We start from the raw sequence: 19,428 nt of genomic DNA on the forward strand, positions 1-19,428 counted from the left end.
ATGAACAATTTTGTGCTTTCAACAATTCAAACTTGGAGTAAAAATAAATAAAAAACTACGAGATAAAACTCTCCATAAAAAAGGGGTTGACCCGATAGCGTTTGTGTTATGGGCAATATTTAAAAATTCCTTAAACGTAAGCTTCGGCTTCAGGTCAACGAAAAAAAAAGCAAAGTAGCACCAGTGGGAGAATGCAATTTTTTTGGTTTTGTGTTCTATGCGGACCCGCTTGTGGGGTGGTGTGGGGGCTGGGGTATTAAAACTCCCGGCTACCCGATTATGTTTATAGCTAATATTGAAATTTTATAATGACTTTATATGGTTAACAAGTCGATCCACCTCATCAAATGTCTTCATTAATTCACTTAAATCAAGCAGTCCAATCAATTTCGGAGCATCCTTAGATTTTAAATATCGTTTTCCAGTTACCCGTTTTTTTGAACCTTTAACTTTTAAAACATCAAAACACTGTCGCAAAATAGTGTCTAATTTTTTACTTGGTTTTTTTATCGTTTCTGGATGCTTGTTTTTTATTAGTTGATTATCACTAATAATCCCATCTCTTTTACGAATCAAATTTTCATTTTTACCGAATATTTCAATTTTATCTGTTTGAGATAGAATCCAAGCTTCCATTTCCTGTATCATAAAAAAGATTATGTCTGTGTTAAATTCAGAGTAGTTATCGTTGAGCCTATCGTTTTTTTCTTCTTTCTGTGCATCCAAATCGATTAAAATAACACCATTCAAACCTCGCGATTCAATATGGGATAATTTGCTTTTAGTTTGAGTAACACTTCCAAAAGAAATTATTTTTAAATCGAATTCTGTAGGATGTAATTGTTGAGAGAATAATTTGTGAAAATTTTCCCGAAAGAACATACTGCTGTCTGCCGTTAATACAGATGAATTTATTGAATTAACGCCCTCAACAAAAATTGTTATTTCTACCATCGCTTCCCACCCAAAAGCCCTTGCAGCCAAGCTTGACCCACCATAAAGTTTTCAATCCAATCTTCAAATTCATCAATAGTTTTTCTAAAGACCATTGTTTCGTTATCTATGTTTTTTTCAAATATTAAAACATCTTCTATTTCAAATGAATTAAGCAATAATGGAGAGTGGGTCGTTATTATCATCTGGGTGTTTTTTGATGCTTCCTTTACTGCGTCAGATATTGAATTTATCATGTCGGGGTGAAGACTTATTTCTGGTTCATCAATACATACAATATTGCCTCGTTCAGGATTGAATAGTATTGACAATAAGATTAAATAGCGCAATGTCCCATCCGAAATATGGTCAATAGATACGGATTTTGAAAGTTGCTCTTCGCGAAGAACTAAGTAAATTTTTGATCCCAAAAAAGCAAAATTTATATCTTTGAACGAAGGGTTAATCTTATTTATAGTTTTTTCAATCTTATCATAATGAAATGAATGATTATTTTTGATGTTATTGAGAATTGTTACGAGATTTTGACCATCTGGTAATAGTTTTACTTCAGTCCCATAACTTGACGGCTGTCGAATTATGCTATTAAAACCAGTGTCAAAATGATAATAAACTGAATACTCTTCTATTGATCTTTTTAACGTAAAATGTGGATAAAATCTATCAGGATCAGATATTTGCCTTAGAACAAGTTCAGTTGGTTTAAAACTTATTTGTTTGTGTTCTTGTGGATATTTTTTAATCCCGACTTGCCCTTTTTCTCGTGTAGAAATAATACCCTGTGCATTATCCATCTCCATATAGATAAAATCATCTTCATATTTGCTATTGCTTTTAGAATATAATTTTTCTTTTAAGTAATATGAAGTCATCCCGGATTTACATATTGTTATTTCGTAAATCGGGTTTTTGTGAAAACGATATCCTTGCTTGTTTATTGCTTTTTCTATAGCATCTTTATCAAACTCGAAGGATATTTTTATATAATCCTTTTCCTCCCTGTTAAAGTTTACAACGGAGTCAAAACCACTCCAGTGTTTTAACAATATTTTTTCGAGCCCATCACCAACTATACTTTCTTGAAGCAGGTGAATTGCTTTAAGAAAATTAGATTTTCCACTCCCATTAATACCCAGGAGAATATTGATATCAGAGTTCAATTCAATAGATGTTGATTGATTGAAGCTAAAAAAGTTTTCTAATATTATTTTAGAAATCATAAATTGTGCTCTTTTGCATGAGTGAATAAAAATTTGATTTTAGCCAAAAATAATCGAAATTGTACTATGAATCGCAAAATGATGCAAAAAAACATAATCGCGGTGCTGACCGGCACCGTGCGCAGATCAAGCAGACTGAGTCTGGTTGATCTGTTTGCGGTGTCCGTTTCTGTACCTTGTGGTACGCCCGGCATGGGCGTGAACTTATGGGATGCAAGTCCCCTATACGTGAATCCTATCAACCAAGTTACAGTTAACACAAGTATTATCCGAAAACAAGAGCGGAACCGTGAGGAACCGTCTGAAGGAAGTTGGAGCGCAAAACTATGAGCCGACGAACAGAAACAGCATATAAGGCCTGGTCTCCGGGTAAGCCTGCACAACATGTCAAAGCCCAAGATTCAGGAGACAGGGTAAATGCTGCGGTTGTGTAGTGACAGTTCACGTTCTTATCCGGGGAGATCTGCTTTGCATGCATTGATTTTCTTTTGCAATAACTCCCGGGCAGGGCCATACCGGAATACCAAGGTCCAGGCATCACCGGCTGTTGCCGACGGTGATGAGATACAAACAACGGGCAGCACCTGCAAAAGAAACTTCATTGCGCCTTTCAAGGTAACTTGTCTGGAGACAGGGCAGAAGTCAGCATATGCCATAGTCGCCAAACGTCGGGAGTAATGCCCTGGACATGGTGAAGGGCTGAAAGTCAGGAGCGAAGGAAAAGGTATCCATTTACTCTGTACATACAATGAATCCGAATGGATGAGTAGTGTACAGGCGCATGATGGGAAAACCATTCGTAAGCAATTTATCCGGTTACGGCCCGGTACTCTTGATTAAACGCCCTGTGCGGACCCGCACGCAGGGTGTTGTGGGGGCTGGGGGATTAAACCCCCCGGCTACCCGATTATGCACTCCGACTACTCGACATTCGTAAATTTGGTCTGCATCATTGTGCCGAGCTTGCCCAAGTATTTCGAGTTGAAATGATGAATTTGTTTGCCTTGGTAGAGAGACACTCCCTGCCCGAGAAGAACGGGGATTGCTGTTAGGATCATCTCTTCAACACTACCTGCGTCCAAAGCTTGGGTTATTAGGTTCCCTCCATCAAGATAAACATTCTTGTCGCCTGCCATCTGCTTTGCCTGTTCACAAAGGTCTTTAATGTTCCCTTTACAGGTTGATACCGATGCAGGAACATCCAGCAAAGGCCGAGTCGTGGCAATCAAAACCGGTATGGAGCCGTAAGGCCAATCTCCACCAAACCCCATTACGACATCAAATGTACGCCGTCCCATTATTAGTGTACCTGTCTGCTCCAAAAATACTTCGAAACTAATCGTTCCAGGGTCACATGTCTGCTCTGGGGGTGGTTCGCCAAGCCAACTCAAATCATCTTCAGGTCCAGCTATGAAACCGTCCAGGGATACTGCGCAGTAGACCTGTATTTTGCTCATGTATAATAACCCTTTTTAAACTGTTTCTGTTTTGTTGATGCATAACGGCGCTAATCAGCCGCGCCAATAGCCTTCGCGGAAAACGGCTCCAAGGCAAGTTCCATGAGACGCTTCCCCAGTCCATAGAATGCTGCAAATTGTATCCTAACTGGCAAAGCATCTTCAAACAAATAATCAATTATATTGGCTTTATTCTGGATTTTCAAAAAATAATTCAGAGGTTCCACAAACAGCACATTCCTTAAAGAATAGGAGTTTGCTCTTTCTTAACCTGGGTTTACAGGAATTGTCCTTGCATTTCAGTTTAATGCCCGTATTCCCATCACAATCAAGGCATTTAAAATAATAGCCATATTTCCCATATGCTATTTTAATATTCTGGGAATTGCACTTTAAACAATGTGCCTGATTTGTTGATAGGTCTTGTACTTTTGGGTTTTCTTTCGAAGTCATGGCAACGGGGTGCGAATCACCAGGTGTAGTTCTTTTTGGATATTGCATTGGCTCGGGGGATTTGCTGGAGCTTCCCAAAGGTTTATGTGATTTACACAAGAATTTGGAGATATTGGTCAGACTCTCATCAGATAAATGCATATTCATTTTCAGGCTGAAGAGTTTATTGTTTTCTCGCTCATATTTTTCTATGGTTTTTTCAATCTTATCTGTAATTTGATCAGCCTTCAGAACCTCATCCTGTTTAACATTTTTTCCCCGCTTGATAATGCCACTATCTGAAATTGCAACTAACACATCATATTTTAGTTTTCCACTTGAGCCCTGGCCAATGATGGTTTTTTTCATGATATCTTTATTGTTTTCCATGAGAATTTGTTTTAACAAATCGGCCTGGCGAATGGCTTGGTTCACGGGAGATGGCATACCTTTGGGTTTGTTGTTGAAATACCTGGCCCACTCTCCATGCTCATTAACGGATACTTCGGTTGTGACACTTTTTGATTCTATGATAATGAACCCAAAGCTGTGAATGATTAAGTGATCAATCTGGGCAACAACACCGTCTTTTTCAAGCCTTAAATCATTTATGACGCGAATGACCTTATCCTTTTCAAATGCCCGCATTAAATAATAAGCCATTTGCTTTTCAGCATCATATCCAAACTGTTGAAACTTACCATTCACCTTTTTTTTATCTGTTTCTTTTATAATCAAAACATTTACCCGTAAAAATATACCTTATGTAAAGTTTAAAACAATGATACCCCAAAACCTAACGCCACTGCTAAGGGGCCGGGAAATGAGAACCAAAGACCTTTTTCACAACCCGAAATTTATGTAAACTGAATTCGACCAAAAACGCCGCGGCCTTTCCCGGTCCCTCTTGAGCTGTTGGTTCAAGTAAGCGCTACGCGCAGATTCCGCCTCGCAGCATTGTTCAATTCCATTGCTCATGGTATCTTCCACCCGACAAGGTTAAAGAAGAAAGGAAGATACCATGAGCAAATTAATCAAACGTTTTAAAGAAGACCTCCAGTTAGCAGGATACGCTGACCGCAGCATTCAATCCTATACCAGCGCAGTTTTAAAGCTGTAGCGTTTTTACAATCACCCCTTAGAAGATATCAGCGAAGAACAGCTACGTCAATATTGGCTTAGCTGCCAAAACGAGCTTGGCTGGAGTGCAGCCACACTACGTATCAGTTATTCCGGCATCCAGCATTTTTTTAGCAGAACCCTGGTCAGATCCTGGAACATTTTCAACAAAATCCAATGAAAGCGGGAGGAGACCTTACCAACTATTCTGACACAGGGGGCTCCCGCAAGGTCTTCGGGAAGTTGTAAGATCACATCAGAGACAAGCTTACAGCGCCCTGTTTTCATGCACCAATAAAGCATTGAAAATGGTGTCATTAAATTTTCGTACAAAGACCGTGAAAAGAAAAAATGGAAAACCATGGCTCTGGATGCCATGGAATTTATCAGACGGTTTTTGCAGCATGTTCTTCCCAAGGGATTATGAAAATCCGGCATTATGGATTTCTTAATCCCAACAGTGCATTACCCATTGAAAAAATCCGTGAACTGATTTCATTCATCCATGACATTATTGCGCTTTTTACTGAAATTACTGAAATCCGGGAACCTGCAATCCCCGGTCTTAAATGCAGCCATTGCGGACATGATTTGAAATTCATTTTCTTTGTAAAACCGGAATCCCGGGGCAAACCCGGGTAACTGCACAATTTTTTTACCCGGATTTTGCCTCCTTTACAAACAGGCCGATCTATCACCAGGCATGTTGCGCTATCCCTGCGCAATATTGCAGATACCTAAAGTTTTGAACCGGGTTTTAACCGCTGAAAACCGGCCGGACTTTTGTTTTTCACATCAAAAGAAAGGCCGTTTTTTTAATTTTCATCAGACCTGATCATTAACCCATCCAGAAAACCGGTAACCTTTCCCCCTATACACCCGCAGCTTCTTGAACCAAAGGATTAGTACCGAGCTTCGTGCCTCAGCACGGTTACTAATCCTTATTTTGTTAGAAATTTGTTAATTTAATAGATAACTTCCTTATATATCTATCCCCAAGCTACTTCACGTATTCGATCCAACAATTTTAAAATAGCTTCCTCGATACTATTTCCATCGGCCATTTTATCAATAAAGTCTCTATCTGCTGGTGTGCCCAAACCAACCCGATAGTTTGTCGTAAACTTGCAAATTGTATAATGACCATCAGAAACTGTATTAGCTAATGCTTTAAGCTTGTTTATTGCAGATTCTGTTTTCAGTTCGTCAATCATTTCTACTATGGTAATAGCATAATGAGGAACATCTATATGTTCATTGATCCATTTTGACACTTGTACGTCTGATACTCCACACTTTGATGCGAACTCAACTTGACTCATTTTTAATGCTTTTAATTTCTTCTTTAACTTTTGTCCTGTCATAATAATTCCTTATTCACGGTTTAAGTTGTGAGTGGCTTAATGTGAACAAAAGTTAACCTATGGTATTCTATATGTCAAGCTTAAACTTAAATTTAGTTTAAGTTTAAGTTTGAAATTAATTTATTTCTAATAATATTTTCTAACGGGCCGGGCTGTTAAGCCGCGAGACTCGCAGGCCTTGAAAAGAAATGGCTTTTTATTTCTTTTCAAGGCTGAGAATCGGAGACGGCTTCAACGCCGTGGATAGGTGGAGCGCGTAGCGCGGAACCTGTGCACGGCGTTGATCAGCCCGGCCCGATAGGGTGGAGCGCGGAGCGGTCCACCCTATCGGGGAGCTCAGCTGGCCGGGGGGGGCATATAGCCGAGCACTTTCTAAAAGCCAAGTTTTTTCGAAATCCAAGGGCTTTCGAAAAGCCGCTAGCTCCCCCCGGTCAGCTGCAGCGTTTTGTTCGCATTTTATTATCCCTTAACTTGCACATTTAAAAACATTTCTTTTGAGACATTTATTAAATCATTTTGTTCTTCATCCGTAGCCCCAAACTCTATTTTTACAATGAATCTATCATCAATGCCATATTTGATTGTGAATGTTCGATGGCCTAAAATTACGCTGTTCACAACATAATGCCCAATTAAAGCTTCATCGTCACTTTCGATGTAATAATCGCTTCCTGGAAATTCAAAATTGAACTGAATGAGAAAATACGGTCCAAGTGAATCCATTACTTGATCAACATCTATAGGTTCATCTGGTTCATCATCAAATTTAATTTGATAATAATCACCACTGATTGAAACATAAGATTTTTTGAATTTTAAATTTATCATTTTTTTATTGCGAAAACATTTAAGTTGAGCGGAACGCTTCCAACACAATCATGCCGCCTCAAGAGTTCAAGAGCGTGTCCGCTCCAACTTACAGGTTACATATGACCAACCCCAAATTTTGCTAATATCCTTATTTTAAAGATTCTTGCAAATCATTTCTTAATTTTTCTAATGATGGAATTAATTGAATCTCAACACTGTTCATATTAAGAGCAACCAAGAGATATTCAGAAACATTTTTTCTGTCAGGCATTTCGATATCTTCGACTGATAACGTGGCTAAATAATCGTTTAGTTTTACACATTCTGAATGTGAAAGAGTGCCTTCCTCAGATTTAAGTTTTATCAATTTTTTGTATTCAAAAATCATATATTTACCTCTTTATATTTGTAATAAAGGCTATTCAAGCCAATTATATTCATATGGGTAAGTAAAATATGCCAAATCTTTAGGCAAACAACCTATAAGTTCATAATTCCACGAAAAATCGTCACCAAGCTGTTTGTATGCTTTCAAAAAAAGATCATTATCAAAATAAACTTGAATAGTTTTGGTAACGGTAGGCATAACTGAGATTGGTAATGTTTCTTTTTTTTGAACAACAAGAGTGTTAGTTGTTTTATTGAAAAATTTTATATTGACAATAATATATGTAATATATTCTGATGTGTTGTTTGTAAATTTTGCAGTGAAATAACAATCATGTGGAGTTGTATACCGTCCTTCTTTTGGCAACCATTCCATAGGAAAACCTGGGCAACCCATTTTTTCCTCGCCCATTTTATATTTCTTTCTATTTTCTTGGTTCCATTTCCTTATTTTCCGCTTATCCAAAACATGCGCAATATCACCTGACGTAATATCATCAAACATAGAAGCAGATGAATAAGGTACATAAGTAGCAATCAAAAAAAAGCATAAACAAATAGACACAGTATTTTTTTTACTCATAGAATTTCCTCAACCGATATTTATTTCCAATTATTCATATTGTTGCATTCATTAGTATTTGTAAATTTGTTCTTTAAACTTGAAATATACTTCTCAATCGCACATGCCCCAACAATTTCTCCCCAATGTGGTCCGATTTTTTTATTAGTACTTATGTCAGGTGGTAGCTCACTTAAATATCTTTGCAAACAATCTGCGGTTGCCGATTTCATTGCTGTTTCACACTCATTTTGAGATACAGCATAGCATTGCCTATAGATTTGATTATCTTGACAAACAAGCTTGGGTAATAAGGCATACATTCCAACAGCCCACGGATTATCTGTTATTTTTGGGCAGTCTTCTCTGGATGTTTCAATTTTTATTCTTAAGGTATTATTTTCATCATAGTAATAACGGCCTATAGTAGCACCAATAGCAAAAAAGGGATCATCTGGGTCTGAACAATCTTCTTTTATAGCATTTTTCTTGAAACCTTCCTCCCAGTCTGCAGTCGTGGTTTTTGCACCATAAGTTTCAAACATATATTGATTCATGGCCTGAAAATCGGTTAAATAGCGATAAATAAACATTTTGCCATCCACCACAGTATTTTTTAAAATTATGAAACGATCAACATTTATCGGGCATTTGCTGTTTAAATCGCTTGAAATGGTAAGCAAAAGATTATTTATTTTTGTATCAAGCTCACTGCCAGATGCTAATGATGTTAAAAAAAATAAAAACAAAGAAAGGGAGTAAAACATAAATCTGCCCAATTTATTTCACCGTATATTTCCAGAAATTTATTTTTCATATTTGAAAAAATATCGTTCTCAATCCTGAATGAATATCCTCCTGTTTTTTTGTCAGGGGGGATACCTTAAGTGCTGATCCATTATTTGGGGATTGAATTGATTTAAATGATTATTGAACATCTCTTCTTCTCCGATATTTAAATCACTTGCGTCATAAGTAGTAAAATCAAAGGGACTTTCTATACGATATATTTTTTTAGCATACAAATTGTTATACTCTTCGAACAACACTCTGAGATCATGTCCCTTTTTATGCCTTCCTGTCTTTTTCAGAATGGCATACTTTAGAAATATTTCTAACGCATGATAAAGTTGGTATGCGACAGCATTTTGATATTCTCCTGTTTCGTTTTGGTGTTGAGCTGCCACTTCTCCAAGTTCCAGGTATGCCATGCTCATCAAGAAATATGCTTCTGAGTTATTTGCTTTCTTCTCCTGCACGAAACACGCTCCAATTTACTTTGCGGATAAATATAAGCTGCCAAACACGACGACTACCAATATCATACTCAGGACAAAGCCAATAATTATGGCAAGAAACTGACTTGTTAATTTAAATATGAGTGTAAATGTTCGGGTTCTTTTTTTCGATTCAAGACTTGTATTGGCAATTCTTGCCGCTTTTAAACGAAAAAAGTAAATGATGACTGCTGGAGTACCGAACATAAAAAAAGTTGTCATAAAGAGGAACACAGGGTTTGCGCCTGGATTTGACATGCCATCAAACATTATCCCCGATACGACTAGCGTCGAACCAATAGCAGCTATTTTCATTCTTTTTGCAAAACCCACTTTTATCAAACAGCAAACAAGCTCGAAAAAAGCCCATATGGCTACCATAAATATCCATGATGCATCCATTATTGTCTCCAATATTAATTAAGAACCGAACAGTATTAATAAGTGGAAATTTTCCATGCTATTGGGTGTAATAGATGCCAATATTGTCCACCTATTGTGATATTAAGTCAAAAAACTGGAAAACGTTTCCATCTATGCGTTTCCAGCTTGAGATTTTCCACTTATTGCAATATTGAGATGGGTTCAGGAGAAAATGAAGGAACATCTATTTCATTGATTTTGCATTAACCAAAGGAAATAAAAAAATCAACCATCTCCCAGCCCAAATCCCGGAAAAGAACCAAACTACCCGAACCGGAGAGGTTCTTTTTCCCTTTGTTACTCAAAACACATTACTCCGATTATCATTTTTTTCAAGTGAAAATAACAATTGTAGTATTCAATTTTGCTTTCCTTCAAAATTGTTTTAAATTTCTTGAAAGCAATCTCATTTTTTCAGGAAGGGTCAAAAAAAGTGTAAAATATTTTTGCAGGGATATGAAAGATGCCTGAATTATTGATATTGTATTCAGCCTCCCTCTGGAAGGGCAGGGCTAATGATGCCTCCGGGGCGTCATTTTTGAAATTTGTGATTCCTCAATTAAGTGAACCGGTTGTTCCAGTCGCGTTAATTTCTTTGTGTAGTAATCATCAATGGTTTCCTTTACCGACTTACCCGCCTCGGCCTTGAACACATCAATCATGTTGGATTTTAATATATGGAAGGATATTTCTCCTATGCTTGCTGCAAACAGTATATCTGTTTCATATTCAATGGCCGATCTTGAGGTTTTTACACCAAGATGCTCTTTATTTTTTAAAAAGTGATTTTCATAAAAATTTATAATTTCTGCCTCTTCCTCTTTTAATTTCAAAACAAGATAACCGGCGGCTCTGGCAAAATGATGATCCACCACAGAGTCCATACCCAGATTTTTTGTCACAGGAATCAATGCCCGAAGATTTTTCTTTTTTTCCGGTTCAACATGGATAAAAATGGATTCAATGTGCTCATATTCTTCAGCAATCATCTGCTCCACCTTGTCTGTCACTTCATGGGCCTTGTATAAAGAGAGCAATGGGCGGGTTATGATGACGCATTCAACCATTTTAAATGGACCGGATTGACGGATTTTGACGGTGCCAACCCCTTTAACTCCCCTGATATTTTTTATTTTTTCTTCAATCTCTTCTTCCAGATCCGGGTCCAGGTTGGCGTCCAATAAAATGAGCAGGGCAATCCAGGCATTTTCAGCACCGATTTTCACCAGGACCAGGGAAATTATGATAATAATAACTCCTTCGGCATAGGGAATTCTGTAATAGACTAATAAGATACCCACAAGCACTGCAAGGGAGGTGAATATATCCAGAAAAGCTTCCTTGGAACTGGCAATTAATGATTGTGAGCCAATGGCATGGCCTACACTGGATTCCATTTTTGCAATGATCACCCCGGCAATGGAAGAAATAAGACTGGCAGCAATGGGAAATACGGGAAATGAGGTCACCGAGCCAAGATGGAATAATTTATGGATGCCATCTTTGAAAAGATCAATCCCGGCCATGAAAATAAAGATTCCCACCACCAGGCAGGCAAGGGTTTCGGCGCGGTATAACCCATAGGGAAATCGGGTGGTTTTGCCCCTGGAGGCAATCCAGAGGCCAAAACCGGATGCCGCATGGGTCATGAGATCTGCAGCGCTGTGGATGGCATCGGCAATGAGTACCTGGTAATTAAAAAGATACCCCACAATGCCTTTCATGATGGCAAGAGCAAGGGAAATGAGCACCGAAATAAAGGCAACGGTCCGGCCTTTTTTTAAATTTTTTACTTTGTCTTCCATGATTCATTATTCCCGGGTTTAAAGTATTAAATGGATCTTGGAATTTTATTTCATCCTCTCGATACTACTCCTTTAAATTAGTTTTCGTCAAGCGAGATCAGCCATGATATAAGCGCCACGATTAGAATTTTGTCATATTTGCATGGGCAAAAGAGAAGCCCAGGCACCATTAAGCAAAGTGGTAACATCAAGCAGAGCACGCCCGGTGACCTTCCGAATTTCCTCAGCATAATATGGATAATGAGAAATTGAAGCCTTGAAGCTTGCTGTTAAAAATTATAAGAAAGCCGTGGAAGAGGATTACTACCATATCATTAAAGGGATGAAACGCCAGGTTGTGGACAAAAAGGAATTTTTATAATGTCGTTGTTAAAAAATATTGAAACACAGGGGTTAATGTTTGACGGTGCCATGGGAACCATGCTGATTCAGGCCGGGCTTGAAAGCGGAACCGTTCCTGAAACATGGGTGCTTGAAAGGCCGGAGGAAATTATAAAGGTTCACCAGGGCTATGCCGATGCCGGGGCTGATGTTTTAATCACCAATACCTTTGGCGGTAATCCCATTAAGCTTAAAAAAGCCGGGCTTGATAAAAAAACAGAGCAAATCAACAAAGTCGCAGCCGGTCTCACAAAATCAATAGCCAAGGATCAATGCCTTGTGGCCGGTAATATCGGCCCCACCGGAGAGTTGATTCAGGCCGGTGGCACCATATCAGAAGAGGCTGTTAAAGACTGTTTTGCAGCCCAAGCCCAGGCCCTGGTCCAAGGGGGAGTGGATCTGTTTTTAGTGCAGACTTTTTTTAATTTAAAAGAAATTATATCGGCCATTCAGGGGATTCAGTCAGTGAGTGATTTACCTGTTTTTGCGTCCATGACTTTTCAGGAATACCCAAAGGGATTTTCAACCATCATGGGGGATTCTGTGGAATACAGTATGAACGCATTAAAAGATGCCAATGCCCTGGTGGTGGGGGCCAATTGTTCCCTGGGAAGTGACCGCATGGTATTGTTGGCAAAGGAGGTGCGAAGGGCTGTTTCCACTCCGGTGATGGTGGCACCCAATGCAGGGTCCCCTGTGGTTCGGCAGGGAAAAACCCGGTACAGTGAAGATGCCCGCACTTTTTCTGAAAATATGTATGCCATAAAAAAGTTGGGAGTGGAAGTGCTGGGGGGCTGTTGCGGCACGACACCGGAGTATATTCGTCAAACAATTGAAAAGACGAGAGTCAAAAAACAGTGCATGCTCAAGGCCAAGATTTCGGAGTGAATATGCCGCTCGGGGGCTTGGTTCTAACTTTGCCCAGTGCATATGCACAAGACACCCAACGATTTAATATTGTAAATGATTTCAAATAATTAATTCTTTACACCTGATACATGCTGCCAACGGTGGACGAACATGAAATCAAGCCCCCCCCCTCGGCATATTTGAAAACCGGCAATCCTGAAATTAAGTGATGACAATGCAGTGGGAGAAAACATCTGCATGGTTAATCTCTCTAAAACTTGAGATGCAATAATATTAAATTTGGATATTGCTGTATTGTTCAGTGATTTTAAAATCGTAATCAGGATACTCATACAAAGAATGTCTTTTTTCCGATTGTCCGATGGAATACCCCCAAATGCTCTTATAATCGGAAATGTCTTCCCCCATATTGCTCAATTGATGTAAATAGTCATTGATCGCTTTGGATTCTACAATGATGACTTTTCCCATTTTATTGATAATGGGACTGTGAAGACGACTGGGATCATGATCAAACTGAAGAATCCGTCTGCCTCTTCTTGTGATGCCGATGGTTCGAAAGGACATGCTTTTGCCCACTCCCGGCATGTTGAGCACACTTTTATCCGTGGAAAGAAAGGGCAATTGAAGTTTTTCTTTTAAACCAATGATGTTTTCAACCATCCGGGGAGGATCAAAAGCGAAATTTTTAATTTTTTCATGGTATTCTTCTGGAATCATGCCAATGTATTTTTCTTCATTTTGTTCCTGGATTAATCTGGCATTTGTGGCAAAATTATAGAGATTTTCATTATGGCCTTTGACACTGAAGGAATAATAAGGAAGGATGCCGATATCGTTTAAAACTTTTCTTAATTTTGCACCATGTCCCCGTCGGGATGCTGCCGTAATATAAACATGCTGATTGGTCACAATCCAGCCGGCCGATAAAATTCTCTGAACCGCTTTTTGGGCCTCGGGTGTAATTTCCATGGGCGAAATAAAGTGGGTTTGAATTACAAACTGGCAGATCCCGATTTTTACTGCTTTTTCCCGAAATTCTTTGAGTATGCTTATCAATTCAGGATTAATTCTCTGGGGGAGATACACAGGAATTCTTGTGCCCAGCCGAACCCGCTGTATTTCGGCAAATTTTTCACCGTCAGGGCGTTTTTTATTGGCCTTAATTTTTCTGACAGCCATATTATATACAGCCTCAAGAATTTTTTTTAACGATCTGTTGGAATTCATAAAGGCATCACCGCCGGTGATAAGGATATCCCTGAGCTGGGCGTCTTTTTCAAAATACTGCATGTATTTTTCAAGCCTGACTGACCATGATTCATCCGGTTTTAACTCATCCAGGTTGAAATTGAGAATGCCGTTTTGAAAGTTATACATTCTCTGGCATGAGGAACAAAGACCACCACATGCCCTGCCCGTGGTATCAGGGATGAGAATGGCAACTTCCGGATATCTTCTGTGAACATTATTGCGGGAAGGAAGAATCCAGCCTGCGGCATTGGGTTTGCCCGGTTCAACCGTATCTTCTTTTTCCCATGCCGTAATGCTCCCGAAATTTTCCACAAGTTCCTTGCTGTAGATTACATAATCTCTGATGGCAAGTTCAGCCCCCACAGCAAACCATGGCGCATTTACATTTAACAACGAAAGGTAATAAAGATTGATGAAAAAAGGAATCCCTTTTTCCTCTGCATCATGGAGCACCTCCATGGTGATGGGGTCCAGGGAGTGGTTTAAAAGTTCATCAAGAAGATCAGGATTTCGCACGGCAAATTTCAAGTGAAAACTGGTTTCTTTCCACCACTCAAAGGCTGTTTTGAGTTTTTCCTCTTCGGTTAATCCCAGTTCAAAAAAATATTTGGGATCACTTATTTCCCCTTCATCCATTTTGGCGATGATGATCTTTAATATGCGTCGTTTATTTTTTTCCCTGAGCTGAATAATTTGGGGTTCTAATCCTGACGGGTAGAGCTCCATCCATTCTTCGATCTCTTCTCTTGCGGGGATTTCCCGTTTTTCTTTGCCGTTGAACTGCCGGAAAAGGTGAATCATATCGTCAAAGAAATCAGGACGGGCTCCCCCGGTGCCTCTGTGTATGGCCAGCCAGAGCAATTTGAAGGGATCATTTTCTGTTAATACATCTTTGAAATTAGGATTTTCAATATCTACCCCGGCATGATCAATATAATCAAGGATTCTGATGGCCGCAATATCATTCCAGTCAAGGGCATTGATATTGAAATCAGGTTCGGGTATATCCCTATAAAATTGATATACCGCTTTTTTATCCTTGATGGTATCCAGCACCCATTTTTTAATCTTTTTTTTGGCATCTTCATGGGTGGGTGAATGGGCCATTATTTTTTTTAATACAGGGTTTTCATTGAGAAGTCGTTTTAACAGTTTTATGGATTTAACGGGGACAATAACCTTATCTAATCTTACATGTCTTGGCATATTAAACCTCTTTTTTTGAATATAGCGGGGAAAAGGACAAAAGCACAATGATGTACAGATGCTCTGTTTTTCCCGAATAAAACAACTGATTTTTTTTGGGCTTTTGGTTGATAAGAACATACCGGAATGCGCAGAATTTTTATTCATATTCAAGGCGAGGGGCCGTTCTATGTATAAACGGCCCAGTGCAGAAGATAAATAAAAATACAATCAAACCGGTATGTTCTTTAGGGAGTCAGACCTTACTGATTTACCATTTAACAATCTCTGGTTATTATTTTACATAAATGAGATCCCGAATAAATGATAGATTGAAAATTGCTGATTCCCTTAACAAAAATAGCCTTAATACAATCTCCAGAGTCATAAGTTCTCATAAGTTGTTGAAATCATTATCACCATGAAAATGAATCATTAAAATTCAAGTTTAATGATTTCAGTCGGTTAGCCTATATCTGAACAAGGCGTGCAGAGAACTTATGACTGACGAGATACAATCAGACGTCTCTGTATTTATTATGTTCCCGTTGTGTAACGTGAACCCTGTCCTCCTCCCATTCCTTGAGCTTGAGCGTCATCATGTTTTTGTAAATCGCTTCTCCCATGGTCTCTTTTAAAAAGCTGCTGTCTTCGGCCTCCACAAGGGCTTCATAAAAACTTCTGGGCAAAAAGTCATCATCCCAGACCTTCAACCCGTGCTCCTTATTGTAGGAACTTCCTTTGTCAGCCATGCCGCAATCGAGCTTTTCCCTCATGCCGGCAAGCCCCATTGAAATTAATACCGCCATCTGAAGATAAACATTGCCGGCAGGGTCAGGATTTCTAAGCTCAATTCGGGTACTTTCTGGTGACAGGGTGTAGGGAACCCGAACCATGGAACTCCGATTCCGAAGGCCCCAGCCCCTGACAACCGGTGCCTCTTTTCCCATGACATAGGCTTTATAGGAGTTTACCGTGGAGGCCATGATAATGGATGTTTCCCGGGCATATTTTAAAATACCACCGATAAAGTACCGGGCAAGATCGCTTAACTGATGTTCTGAAGTGGCATCATAAAAAAGATTATTACCTTCAAAGTCCTGCATGGACAGATGAATATGAAAGGCATTGCGATTATAATTCTCAAAGGGTTTGGGCATAAAACTGGCGGTAAAACCGTTTTTTTCGGCGACCTGTTTTGCCACATATGAAAATAGCAAGGTACGGTCCGCCGCTGACAGGGCATCCGTGCACTCTAAATTAATCTCGTGCTGCGAAGGGGTGACTTCATGGTGGGTCTTTTCATACTGGATGCCGCACCCGGCCAATACATTGACAATGTCCTGGCGAACGGATTCACCTTTGTCCGTGGGGGAGGAAACAAAATAACCGATATCGTCAGAATGCTCCAAAACACACATTTCAGGGTCTGTGCCTGCTGCCGCCGATTCCCCGTTAAACAGGAAAAATTCATGCTCGGGTCCCACAGTAAATCGAACCTGAAATTCTTTTTCAGCCTTTTTTAGAACCTTTTTCAGCAGATGACGCGGATCTGTTCCAGACGGATTACCCTTTTCGTCGTAAATGTCTCCAATAAGAAATCCCACTGTTTTGTCTCCGAAATCAATTTCATTGTAGGTAGACAAGCTCGGAACCAGAAGGCGATCGCTGTTTTCCACAGAGGTATAACCGGCAATGGAACTGCCGTCAAACCCGACACCGGTTTTACTCATTTTATCGACCATAAGCGGATTGACAAATAAATTCATGAGTCTTCCGTTGATATCCGTAAAAAATATTTTTGTAAAATCCACTGCACCCATTGGGTCGTTCTCGTTTTCTTCCTCCACTCTTTCTCTCTCCTTTTGTTGTTTCATTCTGCAAATGCCATAATAGAACAGGGTAAATATCCTGCAGGGCTTGGAATTTGAAGCAGTGACACCAACTGATTCAGCAAATAACATTTATCGATTTTAATCATTTGGGCTGCCTTAACGTTTCAGGAAACAGCAGATCAATAAAACGCTCAGCTGTTGGTTGGGGTTCATGATTGGCCAACCCCGGTCTTTCATTGGCTTCGATAAACGCATATGCATTAAGGCGTATGTCCGGGACAATAAAATCAAGGCCGGTAACGGGGATATTCAAAGTTTCACTGATTATTACCGATGCTTCTTTGAGCGCATCTGAAAGTTCATCAGTAACGTCGTGAATTGTTCCTCCTGTATGGAGATTGGCTGTTTTCCTTACAACAATTGTTTCGTTTTTTTCAAGAGTTGAATCGTAATCATACCCTTCTTTTTTCAGACACCTCAGTGTTTCATCATCATCGGGTATTTTGCTTTCACCGTCTGTGGCGGCCATTCTTCTTCGATTATGTTTCTCAATCAAATCTGAGATGGTGTATGTGCCCGTGCCTGTGATGGCCGGAGGTTTTCTGACAGCCGCTGCAACAACTTTGTGATCAATGACAATGACGCGCAGATCCTCACCCTGAATGTACTCTTCTATCAGTACGTCAGAGCAAATATTTTCAGCCTTTTTAACCGCTTCCTTTAATTCATCTGGATCTGAAATATCCACACTGATCCCTGCTCCCTGCTCCCCTCTGGCCGGTTTCACCACAACCCGTTGTACCTTTCTTAAAAACGCAAGATCTGTTTCATGATCAACGTGCTTTATCTGCGCCGGTACAGTCACGCCAACTTTCTGGACCAGTTTCCGGGTCAATCTTTTGTCATCACATTGTGTCATGGCAACAGCAGAAGTCATTTCAGACAAGGATTCTCTGCATGTGATGGAACGGCTTCCCATGCTGAGGCGGAACAGACCATAATCGGCATCAACAATATTAGTGACAATCCCCCGCCGCTTGGCTTCATCCACAATCAGTTTTGCATAGGGATTCAGCTGTTTTAAGGTTTTATCTGGTGTAATATACAAGGATTCATTGATCGTATTTTTTCGTTTGATGCAAAAGACAGGGATTCGCTGAAAACCCAGTTTTTCATATAAAAGAATCGCATGGGTATTATTGTGCATGACACTGACATCCATGAAAGCGCGCCCCTTTGTAAAATAATGCGCTGCCAGCTGTCTGACCAGGCTGATGCCGACACCGGGAATACCGGCCTGGGGGTCAACCGCAAGGGACCATAAGCTGGATCCGTTTTCAGGGTCATTAAACGCTTCCACATGATCTATACCGGTAACGATGCCAATCACACCATCGTCGTGCTTTCTCTTTGCAATAAAATAGGTTCTAAGTTTGTTTGCATGTTTTTCCAGAAGAAAACCAGGGTCTGCACCTTTCATATGACATTTTGCATAAATATCATTGACCTGCCGGGCCTCTCCTTCCCTTGAAAGTCGATTTATTGAAAAAGCAGGATTCTTTTTTGAGTTGTCATTTCTATAATCATAATGCCACAACCGATAGGTATGAGATGGATCAAGAAACAATTTATCGTGTGCCATGGATACAATAACATGCGGATCAATAACATACATGGCAATGTCCCGGCTGTCAGCTCCTTGAAAACACATGGTCTCTACTATTTGATCATTAGATGTGAATGTATGGGCAAATACCAATCTTCCCCAACCCATTTCAGAAAATGAATTGGGTGTCATTTTCTTGGTGGTTGGGTTTTCTATTTTTTCCCAATTTCTCAACGATTGACCATAATTTTTATCAATTCTGTATTTTGCTCTTTCCATGGGTTGCCCCCCCTTTATATGAAAAAACCGTGTAAACCGGCATCCTTCATTCCTGCTTTACACTTTTCAGACAGAGATACCCATTCCCCGGGAAAAGTTGACCAAAAAGTGTAAACTACTTTTGAAGTTGTATGAAAAATGGTTGTGAACCACAGGGTTTTCAACTTTTGTTGTGGTTGGATCAAGGACAGAATACGGACCGCCCGTG

The 19,428-nt window shown here is 39.7% G+C and carries 19 protein-coding genes and 1 pseudogene; 3 read left to right on the forward strand and 17 right to left on the reverse strand.

The annotated features are described in order from the left end of the window. Positions 1-303: 303 nt before the first annotated feature. The 5 genes from B9A32_RS16455 to B9A32_RS16470 form a co-directional block, all read right to left on the reverse strand. Complete coding sequence (locus tag B9A32_RS16455; protein ID WP_084071013.1) at positions 304-954, reverse strand: DUF4276 family protein; 651 nt, start codon at positions 952-954, stop codon at positions 304-306. Next, positions 948-2,174 carry an AAA family ATPase gene (locus B9A32_RS16460; RefSeq protein WP_084071016.1) on the reverse strand — a complete coding sequence of 409 codons (1,227 nt, stop codon included), beginning with the start codon at positions 2,172-2,174 and terminating at the stop codon, positions 948-950. Before B9A32_RS16460 ends, B9A32_RS16455 begins: the two co-directional genes overlap by 7 nt. 449 nt (positions 2,175-2,623) lie before the next feature. After that, positions 2,624-2,776, reverse strand: a complete 153-nt coding sequence (locus B9A32_RS21160; RefSeq protein ID WP_212637978.1) for a hypothetical protein — start codon at positions 2,774-2,776, stop codon at positions 2,624-2,626. 318 nt (positions 2,777-3,094) lie between these two features. Continuing rightward, positions 3,095-3,631, reverse strand: coding sequence for a dihydrofolate reductase family protein (locus B9A32_RS16465; RefSeq protein ID WP_084071019.1), 537 nt, complete (start codon positions 3,629-3,631; stop codon positions 3,095-3,097). Between the two features lie 189 nt (positions 3,632-3,820). Beyond that, positions 3,821-4,801, reverse strand: coding sequence for a nuclease-related domain-containing protein (locus B9A32_RS16470; protein WP_084071022.1), 981 nt, complete (start codon positions 4,799-4,801; stop codon positions 3,821-3,823). Positions 4,802-5,210: 409 nt separating this feature from the next. Here B9A32_RS16470 and B9A32_RS22480 point away from each other — a divergent pair, with 409 nt between their 5' ends. Then, positions 5,211-5,363, forward strand: coding sequence for a hypothetical protein (locus B9A32_RS22480; protein WP_332308530.1), 153 nt, complete (start codon positions 5,211-5,213; stop codon positions 5,361-5,363). Here B9A32_RS22480 and B9A32_RS21885 read toward each other — a convergent pair. Continuing rightward, positions 5,291-5,500 carry a hypothetical protein gene (locus B9A32_RS21885; protein ID WP_212637983.1) on the reverse strand — a complete coding sequence of 70 codons (210 nt, stop codon included), beginning with the start codon at positions 5,498-5,500 and terminating at the stop codon, positions 5,291-5,293. The genes B9A32_RS22480 and B9A32_RS21885 overlap by 73 nt on opposite strands. On the opposite strand from B9A32_RS21885, the pseudogene B9A32_RS22595 reads away from it, so the two are divergent. Next, positions 5,481-5,824, forward strand: a pseudogene (locus B9A32_RS22595) (transposase); the annotation flags it as partial. The gene B9A32_RS21885 and the pseudogene B9A32_RS22595 overlap by 20 nt on opposite strands. A gap of 347 nt (positions 5,825-6,171) precedes the next feature. Here B9A32_RS22595 and B9A32_RS16485 read toward each other — a convergent pair. From B9A32_RS16485 to B9A32_RS16520, 8 genes are all read right to left on the reverse strand, one after another. Next, on the reverse strand, positions 6,172-6,546 hold the full coding sequence (locus B9A32_RS16485) for a helix-turn-helix domain-containing protein (protein ID WP_084071027.1): 375 nt from the start codon (positions 6,544-6,546) through the stop codon (positions 6,172-6,174). A gap of 459 nt (positions 6,547-7,005) precedes the next feature. After that, positions 7,006-7,374 (reverse strand): hypothetical protein, encoded by a 369-nt coding sequence (locus B9A32_RS16490; RefSeq protein WP_139795866.1) that lies wholly within the window; start codon positions 7,372-7,374, stop codon positions 7,006-7,008. A 130-nt stretch (positions 7,375-7,504) separates the two neighbouring features. Further along, positions 7,505-7,744 (reverse strand): hypothetical protein, encoded by a 240-nt coding sequence (locus B9A32_RS16495; RefSeq protein ID WP_084071029.1) that lies wholly within the window; start codon positions 7,742-7,744, stop codon positions 7,505-7,507. Between the two features lie 30 nt (positions 7,745-7,774). Further along, on the reverse strand, positions 7,775-8,326 hold the full coding sequence (locus tag B9A32_RS16500) for a hypothetical protein (RefSeq protein ID WP_084071030.1): 552 nt from the start codon (positions 8,324-8,326) through the stop codon (positions 7,775-7,777). A gap of 20 nt (positions 8,327-8,346) precedes the next feature. Then, positions 8,347-9,072: a hypothetical protein gene (locus B9A32_RS16505; RefSeq protein ID WP_139795867.1), complete on the reverse strand. Its 726-nt coding sequence runs from the start codon at positions 9,070-9,072 to the stop codon at positions 8,347-8,349. A 102-nt stretch (positions 9,073-9,174) separates the two neighbouring features. After that, the gene (locus B9A32_RS16510; RefSeq protein WP_084071032.1) at positions 9,175-9,564 is read right to left on the reverse strand and encodes a HEPN domain-containing protein; all 390 of its coding nucleotides are present in this window, start codon (positions 9,562-9,564) and stop codon (positions 9,175-9,177) included. Between the two features lie 15 nt (positions 9,565-9,579). Continuing rightward, positions 9,580-9,984: a hypothetical protein gene (locus B9A32_RS16515; RefSeq protein WP_084071033.1), complete on the reverse strand. Its 405-nt coding sequence runs from the start codon at positions 9,982-9,984 to the stop codon at positions 9,580-9,582. Positions 9,985-10,517: 533 nt separating this feature from the next. Then, a complete protein-coding gene (locus B9A32_RS16520) occupies positions 10,518-11,810 on the reverse strand; it encodes a cation diffusion facilitator family transporter (protein ID WP_084071035.1) in 1,293 nt (430 codons plus the stop codon). A gap of 360 nt (positions 11,811-12,170) precedes the next feature. Here B9A32_RS16520 and B9A32_RS16525 point away from each other — a divergent pair, with 360 nt between their 5' ends. Beyond that, positions 12,171-13,079: a homocysteine S-methyltransferase family protein gene (locus B9A32_RS16525; protein ID WP_084071038.1), complete on the forward strand. Its 909-nt coding sequence runs from the start codon at positions 12,171-12,173 to the stop codon at positions 13,077-13,079. Between the two features lie 255 nt (positions 13,080-13,334). Here the strand turns inward: B9A32_RS16525 and B9A32_RS16530 are convergent, their stop codons facing one another. From B9A32_RS16530 to ngg, 3 genes are all read right to left on the reverse strand, one after another. Next, positions 13,335-15,521: a KamA family radical SAM protein gene (locus tag B9A32_RS16530; protein ID WP_084071041.1), complete on the reverse strand. Its 2,187-nt coding sequence runs from the start codon at positions 15,519-15,521 to the stop codon at positions 13,335-13,337. A 497-nt stretch (positions 15,522-16,018) separates the two neighbouring features. Then, positions 16,019-17,377, reverse strand: coding sequence for a glutamine synthetase family protein (locus B9A32_RS16535; RefSeq protein ID WP_084071044.1), 1,359 nt, complete (start codon positions 17,375-17,377; stop codon positions 16,019-16,021). A gap of 100 nt (positions 17,378-17,477) precedes the next feature. Next, the gene (ngg, locus tag B9A32_RS16540) at positions 17,478-19,220 is read right to left on the reverse strand and encodes an N-acetylglutaminylglutamine synthetase (protein ID WP_084071046.1); all 1,743 of its coding nucleotides are present in this window, start codon (positions 19,218-19,220) and stop codon (positions 17,478-17,480) included. Between the last annotated feature and the right edge of the window lie 208 nt (positions 19,221-19,428).

Source organism: Desulfocicer vacuolatum DSM 3385 (genome assembly GCF_900176365.1).
GTDB classification, from domain to species: Bacteria; Desulfobacterota; Desulfobacteria; order Desulfobacterales; family Desulfobacteraceae; genus Desulfocicer; species Desulfocicer vacuolatum.